Origin of the sequence: Streptomyces sp. NPDC101181 (assembly GCF_044767975.1) — a bacterium.
Taxonomy (GTDB): Bacteria; Actinomycetota; Actinomycetes; order Streptomycetales; family Streptomycetaceae; genus Streptomyces.
The window spans coordinates 1-15,309 of the sequence record NZ_JBIWOX010000028.1 but is presented as its reverse complement, the minus strand read 5'-3'; the positions used below and the strand labels follow the sequence as shown (position 1 = coordinate 15,309).

Sequence of the window (15,309 nt, the reverse complement as noted above, 5' to 3'; positions counted from 1 at the left end):
GATGCCGGCCCCGCAGGACGGGCCCCTGCTCGACGACGCGGCCGGCCGGCTCATCCGCCCGTACACCGTCAGCAACGGCCGGACCCGGCCGTCCACCGAGTTCGACCTGCTGTCGCTGATCATGGCCACCGGCATCGAACCGGACATCCCGCTCGGCCCGGAGCACACCGTGGCCCTCGGACTGTGCGACGGGCCGATGTCCGTCGCCGAGATCGCCGCACACCTCCGGCTGCCCGCGGCTGTCGCCAAGGTCATCCTCTCCGACCTGGTCGCCTGCGGAGCGGTCACCGCGCACGCCCCCGCTTTTCACGACATGCCCACCGACCGATCCCTGCTGGAGGCAGTGCTCGATGGTTTACGACGACAGCTCTGACCGCACCGGAACCTCCGAGTTCTTTCCCGTGGCCCTCAAGGTTCTGGTCGCCGGCGGATTCGGCGTCGGCAAGACGACCTTCGTGGGCGCCGTCAGCGAGATCGCGCCGCTGAGCACCGAGGAGCTGCTGACCCAGGTCAGCGTGGGGACCGACAGCCTGGAGGGGGTCGAGGCCAAGACGGCCACCACCGTCGCCATGGACTTCGGCCGCATCACCCTGTCCGAACAGCATGTGCTGTACCTGTTCGGGACGCCGGGCCAGGAGCGTTTCTGGTTCATGTGGGACGAACTGTCCCAGGGCGCCCTCGGCGCCGTGGTGCTCGCCGACACCCGGCGGCTCGCTGAGTGCTTCGCCGCCGTGGACTTCTTCGAGCGGCGCGGCATCGGATTCATCGTCGCCGTCAACGAGTTCGACGGGGCCTACCGCTACGAGCCCGACGAGATCCGCGCCGCGCTCGACCTCGGTCCCGAGGTGCCGGTCGTCCTGTGCGACGCCCGGATCGCCAGCTCCGGAACGGGCGCCCTGGTCACCCTCGTCCAGCACCTCATCAACGCCACATCGGCGCCCGCCCCACTCCAGACCTTCGGAGCCCACCCGTGACATCCTTCGCCGCCGGCCGGATGCTGCTGACGCCCACCGACCGGCACGGTCCGGCCCGTGTGCGGCGACTGCGCAAGCTGGATCTCGTGGAGCGCCCCGACGCCACCTTCGACAGCTTCGACGCCTTCGCCGACAAGGTGGCCGACGCCACCGCGGCCCCCTTCTCGATGGTCAACTTCATCGACGAGAACCGCCAGTTCTTCGCCGGACTGCACACCCCGGCGGGCAACCGCAACGGCCGGGACCTCGGGGCCACCGCCGCGGGCAGCAGCCGCTCCGGCCGCTACATGGCCCGCGACCACGGCTACTGCCCGCACGTCCTGGTCCGGCGCAAGGCCCTCGTCCTGGAAGACGTCTGCGACTACCCGCGCTTCGCCGGGAATCCGGTGGTCGACGAGATAGGCGTCCGCTCCTACCTCGGGGCGCCGCTGATCGACCGCACCGGGATCGCGCTCGGCACCGTCTGCGCCGTCGACACCGTGCCGCGCCCCTGGGGCCGGGCCGGGCTCGACACCATCAAGTCCCTCGCCCGGGAACTGGTCCGGCAGATCGACCACCGGGAGGCCCCCCACCCTCTGTGAGAGCCCGTCCGGTCGGGGGAGCGAGCGGTCAACTCCCGCGCGGCGCACAGGTGCTGCCCCGCAGCACCACGTCCCCCTCGATCCGCAGCACCCGGGAGCGCCCCGTCCCCGACGGCGTCCGCAACGCGAGAGCCATCACCTGCTCGCCCATCTCCGTGAGCGGCAGCGCCACCGTGGTCAGCGGCGGCGACAGCTCCCGTACGACGGGGATGTCGTCGAACCCCGCGAGCGACATCTCCTCGGGCACCCGCACCCCGGCCTCCCGCAGGGCGGCCAGCGCGCCGACCGCCATCACATCCGTCACCGCGAACACACAGGTCGGCCGTGGCCCCGGAGCGGCCAGCAGCTGTCGCGTCGCCGTGTGGCCGCCCTCCCGGGTGAACGCGCCCGGCACCACCCGTCCCAGGGCGATGCCCGCCCCGGCGAGACCTTCCCGGAACCCCGCCAACCGGTCGGCCACCGTGGTCAGTTCGGGCGGTCCGGTGAGCACGGCGAAGTGCCGGTGGCCGAGCGCCACCAGCGCCTTCGCCAACGCGGCCGCCCCGGCCCGGTTCTCCGGCTGCACGGTGTCCACCCGCATGTTCCGGTGGCGGCTGACCACGGCGACCCGGCCGCCCGCTCGGACGTACGGCTCCAGCTCCGCGCCCATCGCCCGCTCCCAGGTCCGGTCCTGGAAACCGGAGCCGATCAGCAGGATGGCCCGCGCCCGCTGGGCCCGCAGCATCGAGACGTACGCGATCTCCCGCGCCGGTTCCCGGAAGGTGGAGGCGAGCATCACCAGCAGGTCCTGCTCGGCGGCCGCGCGCATCACCCCGCTGGCGATCCCCGCGAAGTAGGGGTCGCCCACGTCGTGGCAGATGAGCCCCACCGTACGGTTGCCCTCGGCGCTCGCGAGCGCCTGCGCGTGGGCATTGGGGATGTACCCGAGGAGATCGGCGGCCGCGCGGACCCGGCCGCGCAGATCGTCCCGGACCCGGGTGGTGCCGTTGAGCGCGCGGGACGCGGTGGCGAGGGAGACGCCCGCCTCGCGCGCGACCGCGTCGAGCGTCACATGGGGGGCGGGGGCCCGTCGGCGCAGCTCGGGGTGGACCGGTGTTTCCCGTTCACTCAACTCGACCCCCAGGGGTGCGGTGGTGGCAGGGCCCCGAAACTTCGGGACGACCTATTGACCGTGCGCGGGAGCAGTCATTAGCGTGGCGGCACCTTACCAGAAAGCGCTTTCTGAAAGCGCCTTCACGGTAGGGCCCGCAGCATCGCAGGATCGCACAGCTCTCCACAACTACCCGCGAGGCACAGGGAGTTCACCGTGAGCCAGAGCGCGACCACCACCAAGAGCCCGGCCCCCGTCGCCGGGGTGGCCCGCCGGGCCGGGCCCACCGCGGCCGAACGGCTGGCCCGTGCGGCCGAGCAGAGCTGGCGGCCGGTCGTCCTGCTGTTGGCCGTGCTCGTGATCTGGTGGGTGATCGCGGCGGCCGAACTGGTCGAGGCGTATCTCGTGCCGTCGCCCGGCGCGACGCTCGACGTCATCACCTCGAAGGCCGGTTACCTCTGGGAGCACAGCTGGGTGACGACGTACGAGACGCTCCTCGGCTTCGCCATCGCCGTGGTCGTCGGGGTGCTGGCGGCGGTGGTGATGGTGTACTCCTCCACCGTGGAGCGCACGCTCTATCCCATCCTGCTCTTCGCCCAGGTCGTGCCGAAGATCGCCATCGCCCCGCTGTTCGTGGTGTGGCTCGGGTTCGGCATCGCGCCCAAGATCCTCATCGCCGTGCTCATCGCCTTCTTCCCCGTGGTGATCTCGATGGTCACAGGTCTCAAGGCCGTCGACCCGGAGATGCTGCAACTCTCCGCGACCATGGGCGCCAAGCCCTGGCAGACCTTCGTCAAGATCCGCTTCCCGGCCTCCCTGCCGCACCTGTTCTCCGGCCTCAAGGTGGCGGTCACCCTCGCGGTGACCGGAGCGGTGGTCGGCGAGTTCGTCGGGGCGAACGAGGGCCTCGGCTATGTGATCCTCCAGGCCAACGGCAACCTCGACACCCCGATGCTCTTCGCGGGGCTGCTGGTGATGTCGCTGATCGGCGTCGTGCTGTTCGTCGTGGTCGAGATCGCCGAGAAGCTGCTCCTGCCGTGGCACGCCAGCCGCCGCGAGTCCTCGGCCACCACCACGTTCTGAGCGGCCCCCTGGCACCCCTGCCCCCTGCCGCCCCGCCCCCCTTGCCACCTCCCGCTCACCGGCACCGGAACGCACCGACTGCCGCCGTCACCACCGACCTCGTTCCTCGTTCCCCGTCGCGAGAAGGGCCATCCCATGCATGCGCGCAGACTCCTGATCGGTGTCGTCCCCCTCGTCCTGGTGGCCACCGCCTGCGGCGGGGAGGAGTCGTCGACCTCCACCAGCGACTCCGGCAAGAAGCTCGACAAGGTGACCCTGACGCTCAACTGGTATCCGTACGGTGAACACGCGCCGTTCTACTACGGCAAGCAGGAGAAGATCTTCGAGAAGCACGGGATCGACCTGGACATCCGGGCGGGCCAGGGCTCCCAGAAGACCGTCCAGGCGACCGCCGCCGGGCAGACCGACTTCGGCTGGGCGGACACCCCGGCCCTGCTCGCGGGCGTCGACCAGGGCGTCAAGGTCAAGAGCCTCGGCGTCTTCCTCCAGACCACCCCGGCCTCGGTGCAGTTCTTCGACGCCCAGGGCATCGAAGCGCCCGCCGACCTGAAGGGGCGGACGATCGCCGGGACGGCGGGGGACGCGCTGTCGAAGACCTTCCCGATCTTCCTCAAGAAGAACGGCATCGGCGACTCGGACGTCACCGTCCAGAACACCGACCCGGCGGGCAAGATCGCCGCCGTGATCTCCGGAAAGACCGACGGGCTGCTGGGATACGCCAGCGACCAGGGCCCGACCATGCAGGACAAGGCGAAGAAGCCCGTCTCCTACCTCCGGTTCTCCGAACACGGCCTGAACTTCTACTCCAACGGTCTCCTCGCCGGGCAGCGGATCCTCGCCGCCAAGCCGGAAGTCGCCGAACGGATGGTGAAGGCCGTGAGCGAGTCCTGGGCCGCAGCCGCCAAGGCCGCCGGACCGGCGGTCGCGGCAATGGAGGGTGCCTCCGAGCAACTGCCCCCGAAAACCGTGCTGTCCGAGCAGTTCAAGACGACGCTGACCCTGCTGCACACCGACGCGACCGAGGGAAAGGCGCCCGGCGTCAACACCGAGGCCGACTGGCAGCAGACCATCGACGTGTTCGCCGAGGCGGGCATGGTCAACTCACCGAAGGCCGTGGACGCGTACTGGGACACCAAGACGGCGCTGAAGGGATGACCATGCCGAAGCAGCAGACGACACCGCGCGACGCCGTCCCCGGCGCGGGTCCGGCCGCGGCCGTGCGGCTCGCGGACGTGGCGGTGCGCTTCCGCAGCAAGAAGCGCGATGTCACCGCACTCAGCGATGTCTCACTGGACGTGGCCCCGGGGGAGTTCGTGGCCATCGTCGGCCCCTCGGGGTGCGGCAAGTCCACCCTCCTCAAGCTGGTCGCGGGGCTGCTCACCGCCTCCTCGGGCGAGGTCCTGCTCGGCGGCGAACGGGTCACCGGCCCCCGGCACGACATCGGTTACGTGTTCCAGCGCGCGGCCCTGCTGGAGTGGCGCTCGGCGCTGCGCAACATCCTGCTCCAGGCGGAGATCCGCCGGATGAACCCGGCCCAGGCCCGCGGCCGCGCCGACGAGCTGGTCCGGATGACCGGGCTGAGCGGGTTCGAGGACGCCTATCCGCATGAACTCTCCGGCGGTATGCAGCAACGCGTCGCGCTCTGCCGGGCGTTGCTGCACGAGCCGCCGGTTCTGCTGATGGACGAGCCGTTCGGCGCGCTGGACGCCCTCACCCGCGAGCAGATGAACACCGAGCTGAACCGGATCTGGCGCACCACCGGCACCACGGTCCTCCTGGTCACCCACTCGATCTCGGAGGCCGTCTACCTGGCGGACCGGGTGGTGGTGATGAGCCCGCGCCCCGGCACGGTCACGGAGATCATCGAGGTGGGCCTCCCGGCGGAGCGGGACTACAGCGAGACCCTCGGCCGCCCGGAGTTCCGTGCGGCCACGGCGCACATCCGCGACCTGCTCGGGGCGGTGTCCGCGCACGACTGAGACCGGGAGCGGGGAAACGGCGGTGCGGGCCGCCCGGGGCACAGTGCCCCGGGCGGCCCGCACCGCTCGGCCGTGGAGCCGCTCCGGCGGCTTCCCCCCCCCGGTCGATCCCGCTCCGGCGGCTTCCGCCGACCGCCTTGCTCCGCGGGGTTCCCCGCTTCCTTCGCCCCGCTCGGCCTCCTTCGCTCGGCGGGCGGGCGGGCGACGGTGTGCCGGACGCGGGTCCGGCCCCGGGGCGGACGCTCCCCCGGGGCCGGACCGTGGCACTCGGACCTCAGCTCAGTAGCGCAGCTGGGACAGATACCGGTAGCTGGTCCGTGCGGAGGCGAAGGGGTCGGCCGGGGCGTCGTGCTCCACCAGCCACTGCTCGACCCCGCCCTGCCGTGCGGTGTCGAACATCGCCGGGAAGTCGAGAATGCCCGACCCGACGTCCGCGAAGTCTCCGTTCGGCGCCATGTCCTTCACATGGAGAGCCGGGAAGCGGCCCGGGTGGCGGATGAAGAGTTCGCCCGGGTCGGACGAACCGCCCTCGGCCGCCCAGTAGAGGTCCAGTTCGAAGCCGACCAGCTCCGGATCGGTCTCGGCGAGCAGGATGTCGTACAGGCTGACGCCGTCCACGACCTCGTGGTCGCTGCCGTGGTTATGGTAAAGCAGCTTCAGCCCGGACTCCCGGGCGGCCAGCCCCGCCCGGTTGAACTGCCGTGCCACCTCCCGGTATCCCTCCGGCGAGTGCAGCGAACCGGGCAGACTCGGCACCACGATCCACTGCCCGCCGAGCGTGTGGACGTCTTCCAGCGCCTGCGGCAGCCCGGAGCCGGTCACGATGTCGTAGCCGACGTGCTCCAGGACCGCCTTGAGCCGGACGGCGTCCAGCATCTGCCGGATGGCGGCGGGGGAGTTGCCGTGCCGGCCGCTGACGCCGACCGTGGCGTAGCCGATCTCCGCCAACCGCCCCAGCGTCCCCGCGAAGTCCGCCGCCAGCGGCGTCCGCATGGTGTACAGGTGCATGCCGATCCCGGACGGCGGGATGCGGCGGCAGCCACGCCGTCCGGCCGCGCTCGCCGGAGTGCCGGCCAGGCCGACGGCGGCCGCCGCCCCCAACGCCGTACCGAGAAAGGCTCTTCGGGTTCCGTTCACCGTTCCGCCTCCCATCTCACGCCTCCTCATCTCACCCCTCCTCATCGGACGTCGACGCGCACGGCGCCGGTGGTGGTGTCGCCCTTGTCGTCGGTCACCGTCAGGTGGGCGGTGTAGGCCCCCTTGCGGGCGTAGCTGTGCGTGGCCGTCGCGCCCTCGGGCCCCGACGGCTTGGTGTTGTCGCCGAAGTCCCAGTGGTACGAGGCGATCGTGCGGTCCGCCGCCGGTTCGACGGTGCCGGTCAGCCGCACGGTCGACGGGGCGGTGCCCGAGGAGGGTTCGGCCTCCACCGTCACCTGCGTGCCGTCCGCCTTCTCCACGCCGGGCCCGTTGAAGTGCAGCCAGTCGAGCGAGAGCAGGTCGGCCTTGCCCGTGTCCCACTCGGGGTTGGTGAAGACCACGTACAACTTCGTCGTCCCGCCCGGGTCCTTGAGCTCCGTCGTCGGGGAGACGAGCTTGTCCCAGCCGCCGGTGGCGGGCACGGTCACCGAGCCCAGCAGCTCACCGGTGGGGGAGCCGGCCCGGAACTCGACCGTGCCGCCGAGTCCGCCCGAGGAAGCCCCGACCGTCACCGAGTCGACGCCCTCGAGGTGCACCGGGTCGAAGGCGACCCAGTCGCCGTCCTCGATCTCGATCAGCCGCTTGCCGCCCGCCGCGTCGGCCCGGCCGGCCACCTCCGCACCGCCGTTGTCGCCGCCCGTTCCGATGTGGTGCTCCGCCTCCCGGTAGGAGGTGCGCAGGGTCAGCGAGGTGGAGCCGGTCAGCTGCGGCGCGTCCGGTGCGCCCTTGTCCTCGTACTGCGCGGTGATCCCGTAGTACAGGTTCTGGCCGGGGCCGTGGCTGTCCCCGGCGTCCGTGACGATCTCCCCGGTGCAGCCGGTGTAGTTGTCCAGCGGGTGCAGATGGGTGTCGTGGCCGAGCTGCGACTGCACCACCACGCGCGAGCAGTCGATCGGACCGTCCTTCCCGTCCTCCGCGTCCTTCACCTCCACCGTGAAGGGGATCGTGTCACCGAAGCTGAACATCCCGCCGTCCGGAGGCTGTTGGATGCTCACCTCGGGCCGGGTGTTGCCGACGACGATGTCCTGCACGGCGAGCGCCGTCAGTTCACCGGGTCCGGTCACGGTGAGCCGGGCCGTGTGCAGCCCCTTCGCGGTGTACGTGTGCGAGGGGTTGGCCTCCGTCGAGTCGGTGGTCCCGTCTCCGTCGAAGTCCCAGGCAAAGGTGATGGGTTGGTCTCCGGGCAGCCCGGAACCCTCGCTGGAGAACTCCACCGTCAGCGGGTCCGGACCGCTGTCCCGGTCGACGGAGATCTTCGCGTCGGGCAGCCGTCCGTCACCGACGTAGTCGATCCGGTAGATCCCCGAACCCTCGTTGCTCCCGCCCCGGCCGGTGCCGCTGCCGAGCCCGAAGTCGATCACGTACAGAGCCCCGTCAGGACCGAACTCCGCGTCGAAGGGCTGGTTCCACTCCATGTCCTCGAAGATCCCGTTGATGGAGAGCAGGTCGCCCTTCTTCACCGGGTCGAACCGGGGGTCGGTGAAGGACTGGTCCTCGCCCTGGAACGAGAACGTCTTGAACCACCGCCGCGTGAGCTCGTAGTGGAACGCCTTGCCCTCGAAGTACGCGGGGAACTTGGTGCGGTAGGTGTTGTCCGGGTCGTAGTCGTAGACGGGACCGCTCATCGGACCGCCGCCCCCGGTGCCCAGCTCCGGGAAATCCTCGGACGCGGAGTAGGCGTACCAGACCGTGGCCGGCTGGGCGGCCGGCAGTTCGCGCAGCCCGGTGTTGTTCGGCGAGTCGTTGACGGGGGCCGCGCAGTCGAACTTCGGGCCGGACTCCTTCTTCTGGAAGTCGTAGTCGTTGAACGGGGTGTTGTCCCCGACGCAGTAGGGCCAGCCGAAGTTTCCGGCCTCGGTGATACGGGTGTACTCCACGGTCCCCTCGGGGCCCCGGTCCGCCTTCGCCGCACGGGCGTCGGGGCCGTAGTCCGCGACCATCAGGGCCCCGCTGAGCGGATCGGTGGTGATGCGGAACGGGTTGCGCATACCCATCGCGTAGATCTCTGGCAGCGTCCTGTCCGTGCCGGGAGCGAAGAGGTTCCCCTCCGGTACGGAGTACGTCCCGTCGTCCTTGGGGGTGATCCGCAGGATCTTGCCGCGCAGGTCGTTGGTGTTGCCCGCGGTCATCTGCGCGTCCCAGGCCCGACGGCCCTCGCCCTCGTCGATCGGGGTGAAGCCGTCCGAGGCGAACGGGTCGGTGTTGTCGCCGGTGGCCGCGTACAGGTTGCCGTCCTTGTCGAACGTGAGCGAACCGGCCATGTGCGAGTTGGCCCGGCCCTCGCCCCGCAGCGTCGGAACGGTCAGCAGCCGCTTCTCCGACGCCTCGTCCACGGTGTCGCCGTCCACCGTGAAGCGGGACAGGTTCAGCCGCTTCTCGGTCTTGTCGGAGTAGAGCAGGTACAGCCAGTTGTTCTCCGCGAAGTCCGGGTCCAGCGTGAGCCCCAGCAGCCCGTCGGACTGGCTGGTCATCTCCGGGGTGTACGCGAAGTCCAGCGCCGTCGAGACCTTCATGGTCCGCTGGTCGATGACCTTCAGCTTCCCGGTCCGCTGGGCGAAGAACACCCGGCGGTCGGGGGCGACGGCCAGTTCGAAGGGGTCGGCCAGATCGCTCGTGGCGAGCGGGGTCCGCTGGAAGGAGCCGGTGCGCGTCGCCGTGCAGTCGCCCTCCGCCGCGCCCGCCGCCCACTGGATACCGCCGAGCAGGTGCTGGACGAAGCCCTCCTCCTGGAAGGCGGCCTTGTCGTGCCCGCCCGCCGTGTACCAGGAGCGGCCGCCGTCGTAGTTCTGGCACCACGAGAACGGGTGGTCCACGCCCTCGTCGAGACCGTCGACACCGTCACGCACCTTGATCTGCGCCAGGGTGTGCACCTTGGAGGTGGGGTTGGCGCGCCAGTTGTACCACTCCTCCTGACGCTCCCACAGGTCGGGGAGGTGCTTGGTGGAGGGGTGCGTGCGGTCCAGCACCTTGATCCGCCCGGTCTGCGGGACGGGGTGCTTGTCGAAGATCGCGCCCACCAGACCCTCGTACCACTCCCAGTCGCGCTCGCTGGCGGACGCGGAGTGCAGCCCGACCCAGCCGCCACCCGCGCGGATGTACCGCTGGAGGGCGGCCCGCTCCTCGGCGTTGAGCAAGTCGCCCGTCTCCGGTGTGGAGTTGGTGTTGTTGAAGACGACCGCCTGGAACCGGCCGAGGTCGGCGTCGTTGAAGACCGAGGAGTCGGCCGTGGCCTCCACCTCGAAGCCGTGCTCGGCGCCGAGCTTCCGCACGGCCTCGATCCCGGCCGGGATCGAGGGGTGGTCGGAGTTGGTGACCTCGGAGTAGACCAGCACCCGGAAGGACGCCGCCGCCTGCGCGCCCGGCGGTGCCGCCACCAGCAAAGCCAGGACCATGGCCAGCAGAGAGGTGAGTGCGATGAGGGGGGAGGGACCGCGTGGGCGGCCCGTGCGGGCGGCTCTGCGTGACGAACGGCGTTTCATGGGGCGCTCCCTGTGCGGTAGATGCCGGCTCTGGGGGTGTAGAAAGCGCTTTCTGAAGTTCGCCGTTCAGAGTAGGTTCACGGTTCGGGCGGGGTCAATGGGTCTGCGGGGCACGCCGGTTCGGAAGCGGGACGGGTCCGTTTGGGCGGTGGATGTCGGTGCCGGGCGTTACGGTCGAATCCCGGCGACGGTCGCCGGGTCCGCCGGATCGGAGACCGGGATGACCACCAGCAGCCCCAGCGGCGACGGCCCCGCCCCGACCGCCGCCGACGTGCGCTCCACCGCGCTGTCCCTGCCCGACACCACCGAGAAGCTCGCCTGGGGGCAGCCCACCTTCCGGGTGGCGGGCAGGATCTTCGCCTCGCTCGGGGACGACGACACGGTGATGGGCGTGAAGTGCCCGAGGGAGGACCGGGCGGAGCTGATCGCCGCCGAGCCGGAGAAGTTCTTCGTGAAGGAGGGCCACGACGACCACTACGCCTGGATGCGGGTCCGGCTGGCCGCGCTGGAGGACGCCGGGGAGCTGACCGCCATCCTGACCGACGCCTGGCGGCAGGTGGCCCCGCCCCGCTTGGCGGCCGCCCATCCGGAGCTGGATGGGCCGGGGGAGGGGAGCGGGGGCTGAGGGGGGTGTGGCGGGCGTGCCGCGCGGCGGGCGTGCCGCGCGGTGAGCTGTGGCCGCGGTGCGGTGGGGGCCCGTACCCGCGCCGCGCGGTGGCAGGGGCCGTGCGCGTCGGCCGCAGGCTCCCGTACGGCGCGGACGCTGCGGTCTACAGCCGTACGGCGCGGACGCAGCGGTACGGCTGCGGCCAGCCGTACGGCGCGGGCGCTTCGGCCTGAGGCGCCCGACGAGGCCCGCGCGCTCGCCCTGGGCTCCCGGGCGGCGCAGGCGGCTCCTGACCGGGTGGCGCTTCGCCCCCCGCGCGGGGCGGCTCCCGGATGGGGCGGCCGCGGTTCCCGCGTGAGGGGCGCCTACCCGGGTGTCGTGACGGGTGCGGCCGGTCAGCCGGGCAGGAAGCCGGTGATCCGGTCCCGCAGCCCTCGCGGGTCCAGTCCGTGCGCCGCCACATGCTCCTCCAGCTGTCCGTAGCGGCGCAGCTCCGCGCGGCCCACCCCGAGGCCGAGTACCCGGTGCGGCAGGTCCACGAGCGCCGCGCCCGCCACCCCGGCCGAGGTCCCCGCCAGGTACGGCTCGACGATCACCACATCGGCCGCCGCCGTCGCACCGGCGGCCCGGCGCACCCCGGCGGCGTCGAACGGCCGCACCGTCGTCGCGTACAGCACGGTCACGTCCAGGCCCTCGGTCGCCGCGAGGACGTTGTCGAGCAGGGGGCCCACCGCGATCACGGTCCCGCCGCGCCCCTCGCGTACGACAGTGAAGCCCTGCCCGCCGCCGACCGGGCGCGCGCCCCGGTTCGTCTGGAGCGACAGGCGTACGTACACGCGGTCGTCGCCCTCCACCGCCTCCCGCAGCAGCGCCTCGGCCTCGTCGGGGTGGCCCGGCACATGGACCGTCCAGCCGTCGAGCGTGTCCAGGAGGGCGACGTCGCCCGGTGACATATGCGTGAAACCCCCGGCGGGCCAGTCGTACGAACCGCCCGCGCTCACCAGGACCCCGCCCGCCCCCTGGTGGCCGAAGTCCAGCTTGACCTGCTCGAACGGGCGCTCCACCAGGAAGCTGGCGAAGGTGTGCACGATCGGCCGCATCCCGGTCAGGGCCATCCCCGCTCCGGCCCCGATCAACAGCTGCTCCCTGATCCCGACATTGATCACCCGGTCCGGGTGGGCGCGCCGTGCCGGAGTGAAGCCGTCGGCGCTGATGTCGGCGAGGACGACGGCCAGCCGGGGCTCCTCGTCCAGAAGCCGCGAGGTGGTGGTGATGAAGCGGTCACGCATGGTGTCCGTGGGCATGGGGGCTCCTCCGGTGGGTTCGGTGTACGGGCTGTGGCCGGTCAGCTCTTGGGCTCGACCCGGGCGACGACCGCGCGCGGCCTGCCCGGGTGGGGTGCGGTGAAGGCCACGTGCAGGGCCTCGTGGTCGCGGCCGTCCACGGTCACCGCGGACCACCCGGCGGACGCGAACCGGGAGGCGATCCCGCCGGGCCAGCCGTGGGTGGCGGACGCGTTGTCGATCACCAGCGTGTGCAGCTGCTCCAGACCGGCCGGGCCCGCATGGGCGATGGCCTCGTGATTGCTGCCCTCGTCCAGCTCCGCGTCACCGATCAGCACCCACACCCGGGGGTCGGTGAGCCCCTGGGCCCGCAGCCCGAGCACCGTCCCGACGGCGAGGGGCAGCCCGTGCCCGAGCGATCCGCTGCCGATCTCCGCGCCGGGGACGAGCAGCCGGTCCGGGTGGTGCCCGAGCGGCGAGTCGTACGACCCGAAACCGCTCAGCAGCGCTTCGTCGAAGAACCCGTGTGCGGCGAGGACGGCGTAGTACGCCATCGGCCCGTGCCCCTTGGAGAGCAGGAAGCGGTCCCGGCCGGGGTCGTCGACGGTGGCGGGGGCGACGCGGAGCACCCGGTGGTAGAGGACCCACAGGGCGTCCAGCGTGGAGTGGGCGGCGGGCGCGTGCTTCTCGGCCCCGGTCATGAGGGCGAGGAGGCGTGGCGCGTCCTCGAAGGTGCCGGTCCGGGGGGAGGAGGCGGCAGGAGTGGCGGTGGTGTTCGTCATGGTGCCGAGCGTTCAACATCAACCGTGGTTGAGGTCAAGGGGGAAACGGTGTTGGTGACCATCGGTCCGAGTGCGGTATTGTTCTCATGCGCGTTCGGCCGGGGGAAACCCCAGGTCAGACGGGCAACGGGACGTGGCGCAGCTTGGTAGCGCACTTGACTGGGGGTCAAGGGGTCGCAGGTTCAAATCCTGTCGTCCCGACTCGTGAGAGTCGCAGATCAGGGGCGGCGCCGGAGAGATCCGGCGCCGCCCCTGATCAGTTTGGGGAGCAGTCGGGACCAACCGGAGGTCCGGCGTCCTTGACCGGTCAGCGGGTCATTACTACGGGCTCGGCAGGGAGCGCGGTGCGCGCAGCACGTTGACGTGGGTCGACAGTGCCGCTTCGGCAGCCGTGATCTTGTGGACGTCCGGGTGCAGGTAACGCTGGGCGTTGGTCGGTGAACCGTGACCGGCGATCCTGCGGAGGACGCGCACTTGCACCCCGGCGTCGGCGAACCAGGTCAGTCCGGTGTGCGCCGGAGGTCGTTGTGGCGCACAAGCTCGTAGCCGAGCTTTGTGACCACGTCGTCCCAGTGTGCGGCGTCGCGCAGTGCGGTGGTGAAGATACGGCCGCCTTGCGGGCCCGTGAACAGGTGGGTGTCCGGATTGGGGCTGGCGGACAGGATGCGCTGGGCGACGGCAGGGGCGTATCTCCCCGACGAAGGGCACCTTGCGGGCTTTGGTGCCCTTGTCGGTCAGCCCGCCGGGCGCGGGTGTGGTGTGACGCCGCACGGTCCAGATCCACTGGGTCGTGTCGATGTCTCCGACGCGGCAGCCCGAGATCTCACCGATCCGTGCGGCGGTGCACGGGGCGGAGATGTCCACCCCGGCCGCGGTACTTGTCGAGGGAGGTGACCACGAGCGCGTCGGCCCAGCGCGACGAGCGTTTCCCCATCGGGCAGGGCCGGTGCACGTGGGTCCAGGAGTTCGTCGTCGGCCTGCTCGCAGAGCTTCTGCCAGCCGGTCACCCGGGCGGGGTTCATCTTGATGATGCCGTCGCGGACTGCCTTCTCCATGACGCGGACCAGGACGGCGATGGTGTTCTTGACCGTGGAGCGACTGTGCTCGTCGGTGATCCAGCTCCGACAGAGCCCTAGAGCCTGTCTGACAATTCCCGTCCAATCAGCGAGGTTCGGTCGAGTTGGCAATCGGGAGGTGCGCCGCCCGTCCGGCGGGGATTACCGGGCAGGGCCTACGAACGGCGGGCCAGCAGATGGGCGTCGAGGAAGCCCCTTTCGGAGGCTGGATGGAGCAGCCGGGCGAAGGGAACGAGCCCGGTGTCGGCCAGCAGTTCGGCGAGGCGATCCGCCGGCCAGCTGTAGGCGGGCGCCACCTTGTGGTCGAAGCGGACCGGTTCTTGTTCGTCGGTCCCGAAGAAGGAGACCAGGAGCAGGCCATCCGGCGCCAGGACGCGTGCCTGCTCGGCGAGCAGCTCCGGTAGTTCTCCCGGAGGGGTGTGGATCATTGAGTAGTGGGCCAGTACGCCGCCGAGGGCGGCGTCCTCGATCGGCAGGGATTCCATCCGCGCCTCCTGGAAGCGCAGCGCCGGATGGGCCTGCCGGGCGTGGTCGATCATGCCGGGGGCGAGGTCGAGTCCGAAGGCGTCCAGGCCCAGTTCGTGCAGCATGGCTGTCAGATGTCCAGGCCCGCACCCGACGTCCGCTGCCCGCGGGTTGCCTGTCGCGCGCACCAGTTCGGCGAAGGTGCCGATCATGGTCCGGGAGAAAGGCTGTGTCTCCAGCCGGTTTGCGAACAGCGATGCGTACAGCTCGACGACTCCGTCGTAGGCCGTCCTGGTCTCGTCCTGATGATTCACCACGGGCAGGACTTTATAGCCGGTCTGATAATTGATCTTGTGTCAGGTCGAGGTGAGTTGACGGATGCGGCGTGGGGGCGGATAGAGCCCGTTTTGCCCCAGGTGGACGGACGGGGCCGTCCGAGGCGTGATCACCGCCAGGTGGTCAACGGAGTGCTGTGGCGGCTACGGACCGGGGCTCCTTGGCGCGACCTGCCCGAGCGGTATGGGCCGTGGGGGACCGTCTACGAGCGGCTCGCCCGCTGGGAGGTCGATGGCACGTGGGCGAAGCTGCCGGAGCATGTCCAGGTCCATCATGACGCGCGGGGGGTGCCCCTATGTCTTTGGTCAAGGGAAACGGGAGTGCGTCGAGTCGGTGAGCCGGGGCAGCATGGCGGGGTGGCTGATCTGCTGTGGGAT

General features: G+C 71.0%; 14 protein-coding genes, 1 tRNA gene and 1 pseudogene. 9 read left to right on the top strand and 7 right to left on the bottom strand.

Annotated features, from left to right (window positions below):
- Position 1 precedes the first annotated feature (1 nt).
- Genes ACIRRU_RS28810 through ACIRRU_RS28800 form a run of 3 tightly spaced genes read left to right on the top strand, consistent with a single transcriptional unit; the run spans position 2 to position 1,555 of the window.
- On the top strand, positions 2 to 373 hold the full coding sequence (locus ACIRRU_RS28810) for a DUF742 domain-containing protein (protein WP_363200053.1): 372 nt from the start codon (positions 2 to 4) through the stop codon (positions 371 to 373).
- On the top strand, positions 351 to 974 hold the full coding sequence (locus ACIRRU_RS28805) for an ATP/GTP-binding protein (RefSeq protein ID WP_363200052.1): 624 nt from the start codon (positions 351 to 353) through the stop codon (positions 972 to 974). The genes ACIRRU_RS28810 and ACIRRU_RS28805 overlap by 23 nt, the downstream gene beginning before the upstream one ends.
- Positions 971 to 1,555: a GAF domain-containing protein gene (locus tag ACIRRU_RS28800; protein WP_403685282.1), complete on the top strand. Its 585-nt coding sequence runs from the start codon at positions 971 to 973 to the stop codon at positions 1,553 to 1,555. The genes ACIRRU_RS28805 and ACIRRU_RS28800 overlap by 4 nt, the downstream gene beginning before the upstream one ends.
- A gap of 28 nt (positions 1,556 to 1,583) precedes the next feature.
- On the opposite strand, the gene ACIRRU_RS28795 is transcribed toward ACIRRU_RS28800, so the two are convergent.
- Positions 1,584 to 2,606, bottom strand: a complete 1,023-nt coding sequence (locus tag ACIRRU_RS28795; protein WP_403685340.1) for a LacI family DNA-binding transcriptional regulator — start codon at positions 2,604 to 2,606, stop codon at positions 1,584 to 1,586.
- Between the two features lie 255 nt (positions 2,607 to 2,861).
- On the opposite strand from ACIRRU_RS28795, the gene ACIRRU_RS28790 reads away from it, so the two are divergent.
- From ACIRRU_RS28790 to ACIRRU_RS28780, 3 genes are all read left to right on the top strand, one after another.
- Positions 2,862 to 3,728 carry an ABC transporter permease gene (locus ACIRRU_RS28790; RefSeq protein ID WP_403685280.1) on the top strand — a complete coding sequence of 289 codons (867 nt, stop codon included), beginning with the start codon at positions 2,862 to 2,864 and terminating at the stop codon, positions 3,726 to 3,728.
- A gap of 135 nt (positions 3,729 to 3,863) precedes the next feature.
- Positions 3,864 to 4,883 (top strand): ABC transporter substrate-binding protein, encoded by a 1,020-nt coding sequence (locus ACIRRU_RS28785; protein ID WP_403685278.1) that lies wholly within the window; start codon positions 3,864 to 3,866, stop codon positions 4,881 to 4,883.
- Positions 4,880 to 5,707 carry an ABC transporter ATP-binding protein gene (locus ACIRRU_RS28780; protein ID WP_403685277.1) on the top strand — a complete coding sequence of 276 codons (828 nt, stop codon included), beginning with the start codon at positions 4,880 to 4,882 and terminating at the stop codon, positions 5,705 to 5,707. The genes ACIRRU_RS28785 and ACIRRU_RS28780 overlap by 4 nt, the downstream gene beginning before the upstream one ends.
- A gap of 279 nt (positions 5,708 to 5,986) precedes the next feature.
- Here ACIRRU_RS28780 and ACIRRU_RS28775 read toward each other — a convergent pair whose 3' ends face one another.
- Together ACIRRU_RS28775 and ACIRRU_RS28770 are read right to left on the bottom strand one after the other, a co-directional pair.
- Complete coding sequence (locus ACIRRU_RS28775) at positions 5,987 to 6,859, bottom strand: sugar phosphate isomerase/epimerase family protein (protein ID WP_403685276.1); 873 nt, start codon at positions 6,857 to 6,859, stop codon at positions 5,987 to 5,989.
- A 26-nt stretch (positions 6,860 to 6,885) separates the two neighbouring features.
- Positions 6,886 to 10,383, bottom strand: coding sequence for a ThuA domain-containing protein (locus ACIRRU_RS28770; RefSeq protein WP_403685274.1), 3,498 nt, complete (start codon positions 10,381 to 10,383; stop codon positions 6,886 to 6,888).
- 220 nt (positions 10,384 to 10,603) lie between these two features.
- On the opposite strand from ACIRRU_RS28770, the gene ACIRRU_RS28765 reads away from it, so the two are divergent.
- On the top strand, positions 10,604 to 11,008 hold the full coding sequence (locus ACIRRU_RS28765; protein ID WP_403685272.1) for an MmcQ/YjbR family DNA-binding protein: 405 nt from the start codon (positions 10,604 to 10,606) through the stop codon (positions 11,006 to 11,008).
- A gap of 377 nt (positions 11,009 to 11,385) precedes the next feature.
- Here ACIRRU_RS28765 and ACIRRU_RS28760 read toward each other — a convergent pair whose 3' ends face one another.
- Both ACIRRU_RS28760 and ACIRRU_RS28755 read right to left on the bottom strand, forming a co-directional pair.
- Positions 11,386 to 12,294, bottom strand: coding sequence for a transketolase family protein (locus ACIRRU_RS28760; protein ID WP_403685271.1), 909 nt, complete (start codon positions 12,292 to 12,294; stop codon positions 11,386 to 11,388).
- 41 nt (positions 12,295 to 12,335) lie between these two features.
- Entirely contained in the window at positions 12,336 to 13,055 is a 720-nt protein-coding gene (locus ACIRRU_RS28755) for a transketolase (protein ID WP_403685269.1), read from the bottom strand.
- A 127-nt stretch (positions 13,056 to 13,182) separates the two neighbouring features.
- Here ACIRRU_RS28755 and ACIRRU_RS28750 point away from each other — a divergent pair.
- Positions 13,183 to 13,256: transfer RNA gene (locus ACIRRU_RS28750), tRNA-Pro, on the top strand.
- Positions 13,257 to 13,376: 120 nt separating this feature from the next.
- Here the strand turns inward: ACIRRU_RS28750 and ACIRRU_RS28745 are convergent.
- Positions 13,377 to 13,529, bottom strand: a complete 153-nt coding sequence (locus tag ACIRRU_RS28745) for a hypothetical protein (RefSeq protein ID WP_403685268.1) — start codon at positions 13,527 to 13,529, stop codon at positions 13,377 to 13,379.
- 757 nt (positions 13,530 to 14,286) lie between these two features.
- Positions 14,287 to 14,913 carry a class I SAM-dependent methyltransferase gene (locus tag ACIRRU_RS28740; RefSeq protein ID WP_403685267.1) on the bottom strand — a complete coding sequence of 209 codons (627 nt, stop codon included), beginning with the start codon at positions 14,911 to 14,913 and terminating at the stop codon, positions 14,287 to 14,289.
- Positions 14,914 to 14,949: 36 nt separating this feature from the next.
- Between ACIRRU_RS28740 and ACIRRU_RS28735 the strand changes: the two are divergent.
- Positions 14,950 to 15,219 (top strand): annotated as a pseudogene (locus tag ACIRRU_RS28735) (transposase); the annotation flags it as partial.
- Between the last annotated feature and the right edge of the window lie 90 nt (positions 15,220 to 15,309).

Excerpts from the sequence above, each read along its gene's own strand:
- ACIRRU_RS28810 (WP_363200053.1), top strand. The coding sequence starts at position 2 with ATGCCGGCCCCGCAGGACGGGCCCCTGCTCGACGACGCGGCCGGCCGG.
- ACIRRU_RS28805 (WP_363200052.1), top strand. The coding sequence starts at position 351 with ATGGTTTACGACGACAGCTCTGACCGCACCGGAACCTCCGAGTTCTTT.
- ACIRRU_RS28785 (WP_403685278.1), top strand. The coding sequence starts at position 3,864 with ATGCATGCGCGCAGACTCCTGATCGGTGTCGTCCCCCTCGTCCTGGTG.
- ACIRRU_RS28780 (WP_403685277.1), top strand. The coding sequence starts at position 4,880 with ATGACCATGCCGAAGCAGCAGACGACACCGCGCGACGCCGTCCCCGGC.
- ACIRRU_RS28775 (WP_403685276.1), bottom strand. The coding sequence starts at position 6,859 with ATGGGAGGCGGAACGGTGAACGGAACCCGAAGAGCCTTTCTCGGTACG.
- ACIRRU_RS28770 (WP_403685274.1), bottom strand. The coding sequence starts at position 10,383 with ATGAAACGCCGTTCGTCACGCAGAGCCGCCCGCACGGGCCGCCCACGC.
- ACIRRU_RS28765 (WP_403685272.1), top strand. The coding sequence starts at position 10,604 with ATGACCACCAGCAGCCCCAGCGGCGACGGCCCCGCCCCGACCGCCGCC.
- ACIRRU_RS28760 (WP_403685271.1), bottom strand. The coding sequence starts at position 12,294 with ATGCCCACGGACACCATGCGTGACCGCTTCATCACCACCACCTCGCGG.
- ACIRRU_RS28755 (WP_403685269.1), bottom strand. The coding sequence starts at position 13,055 with ATGACGAACACCACCGCCACTCCTGCCGCCTCCTCCCCCCGGACCGGC.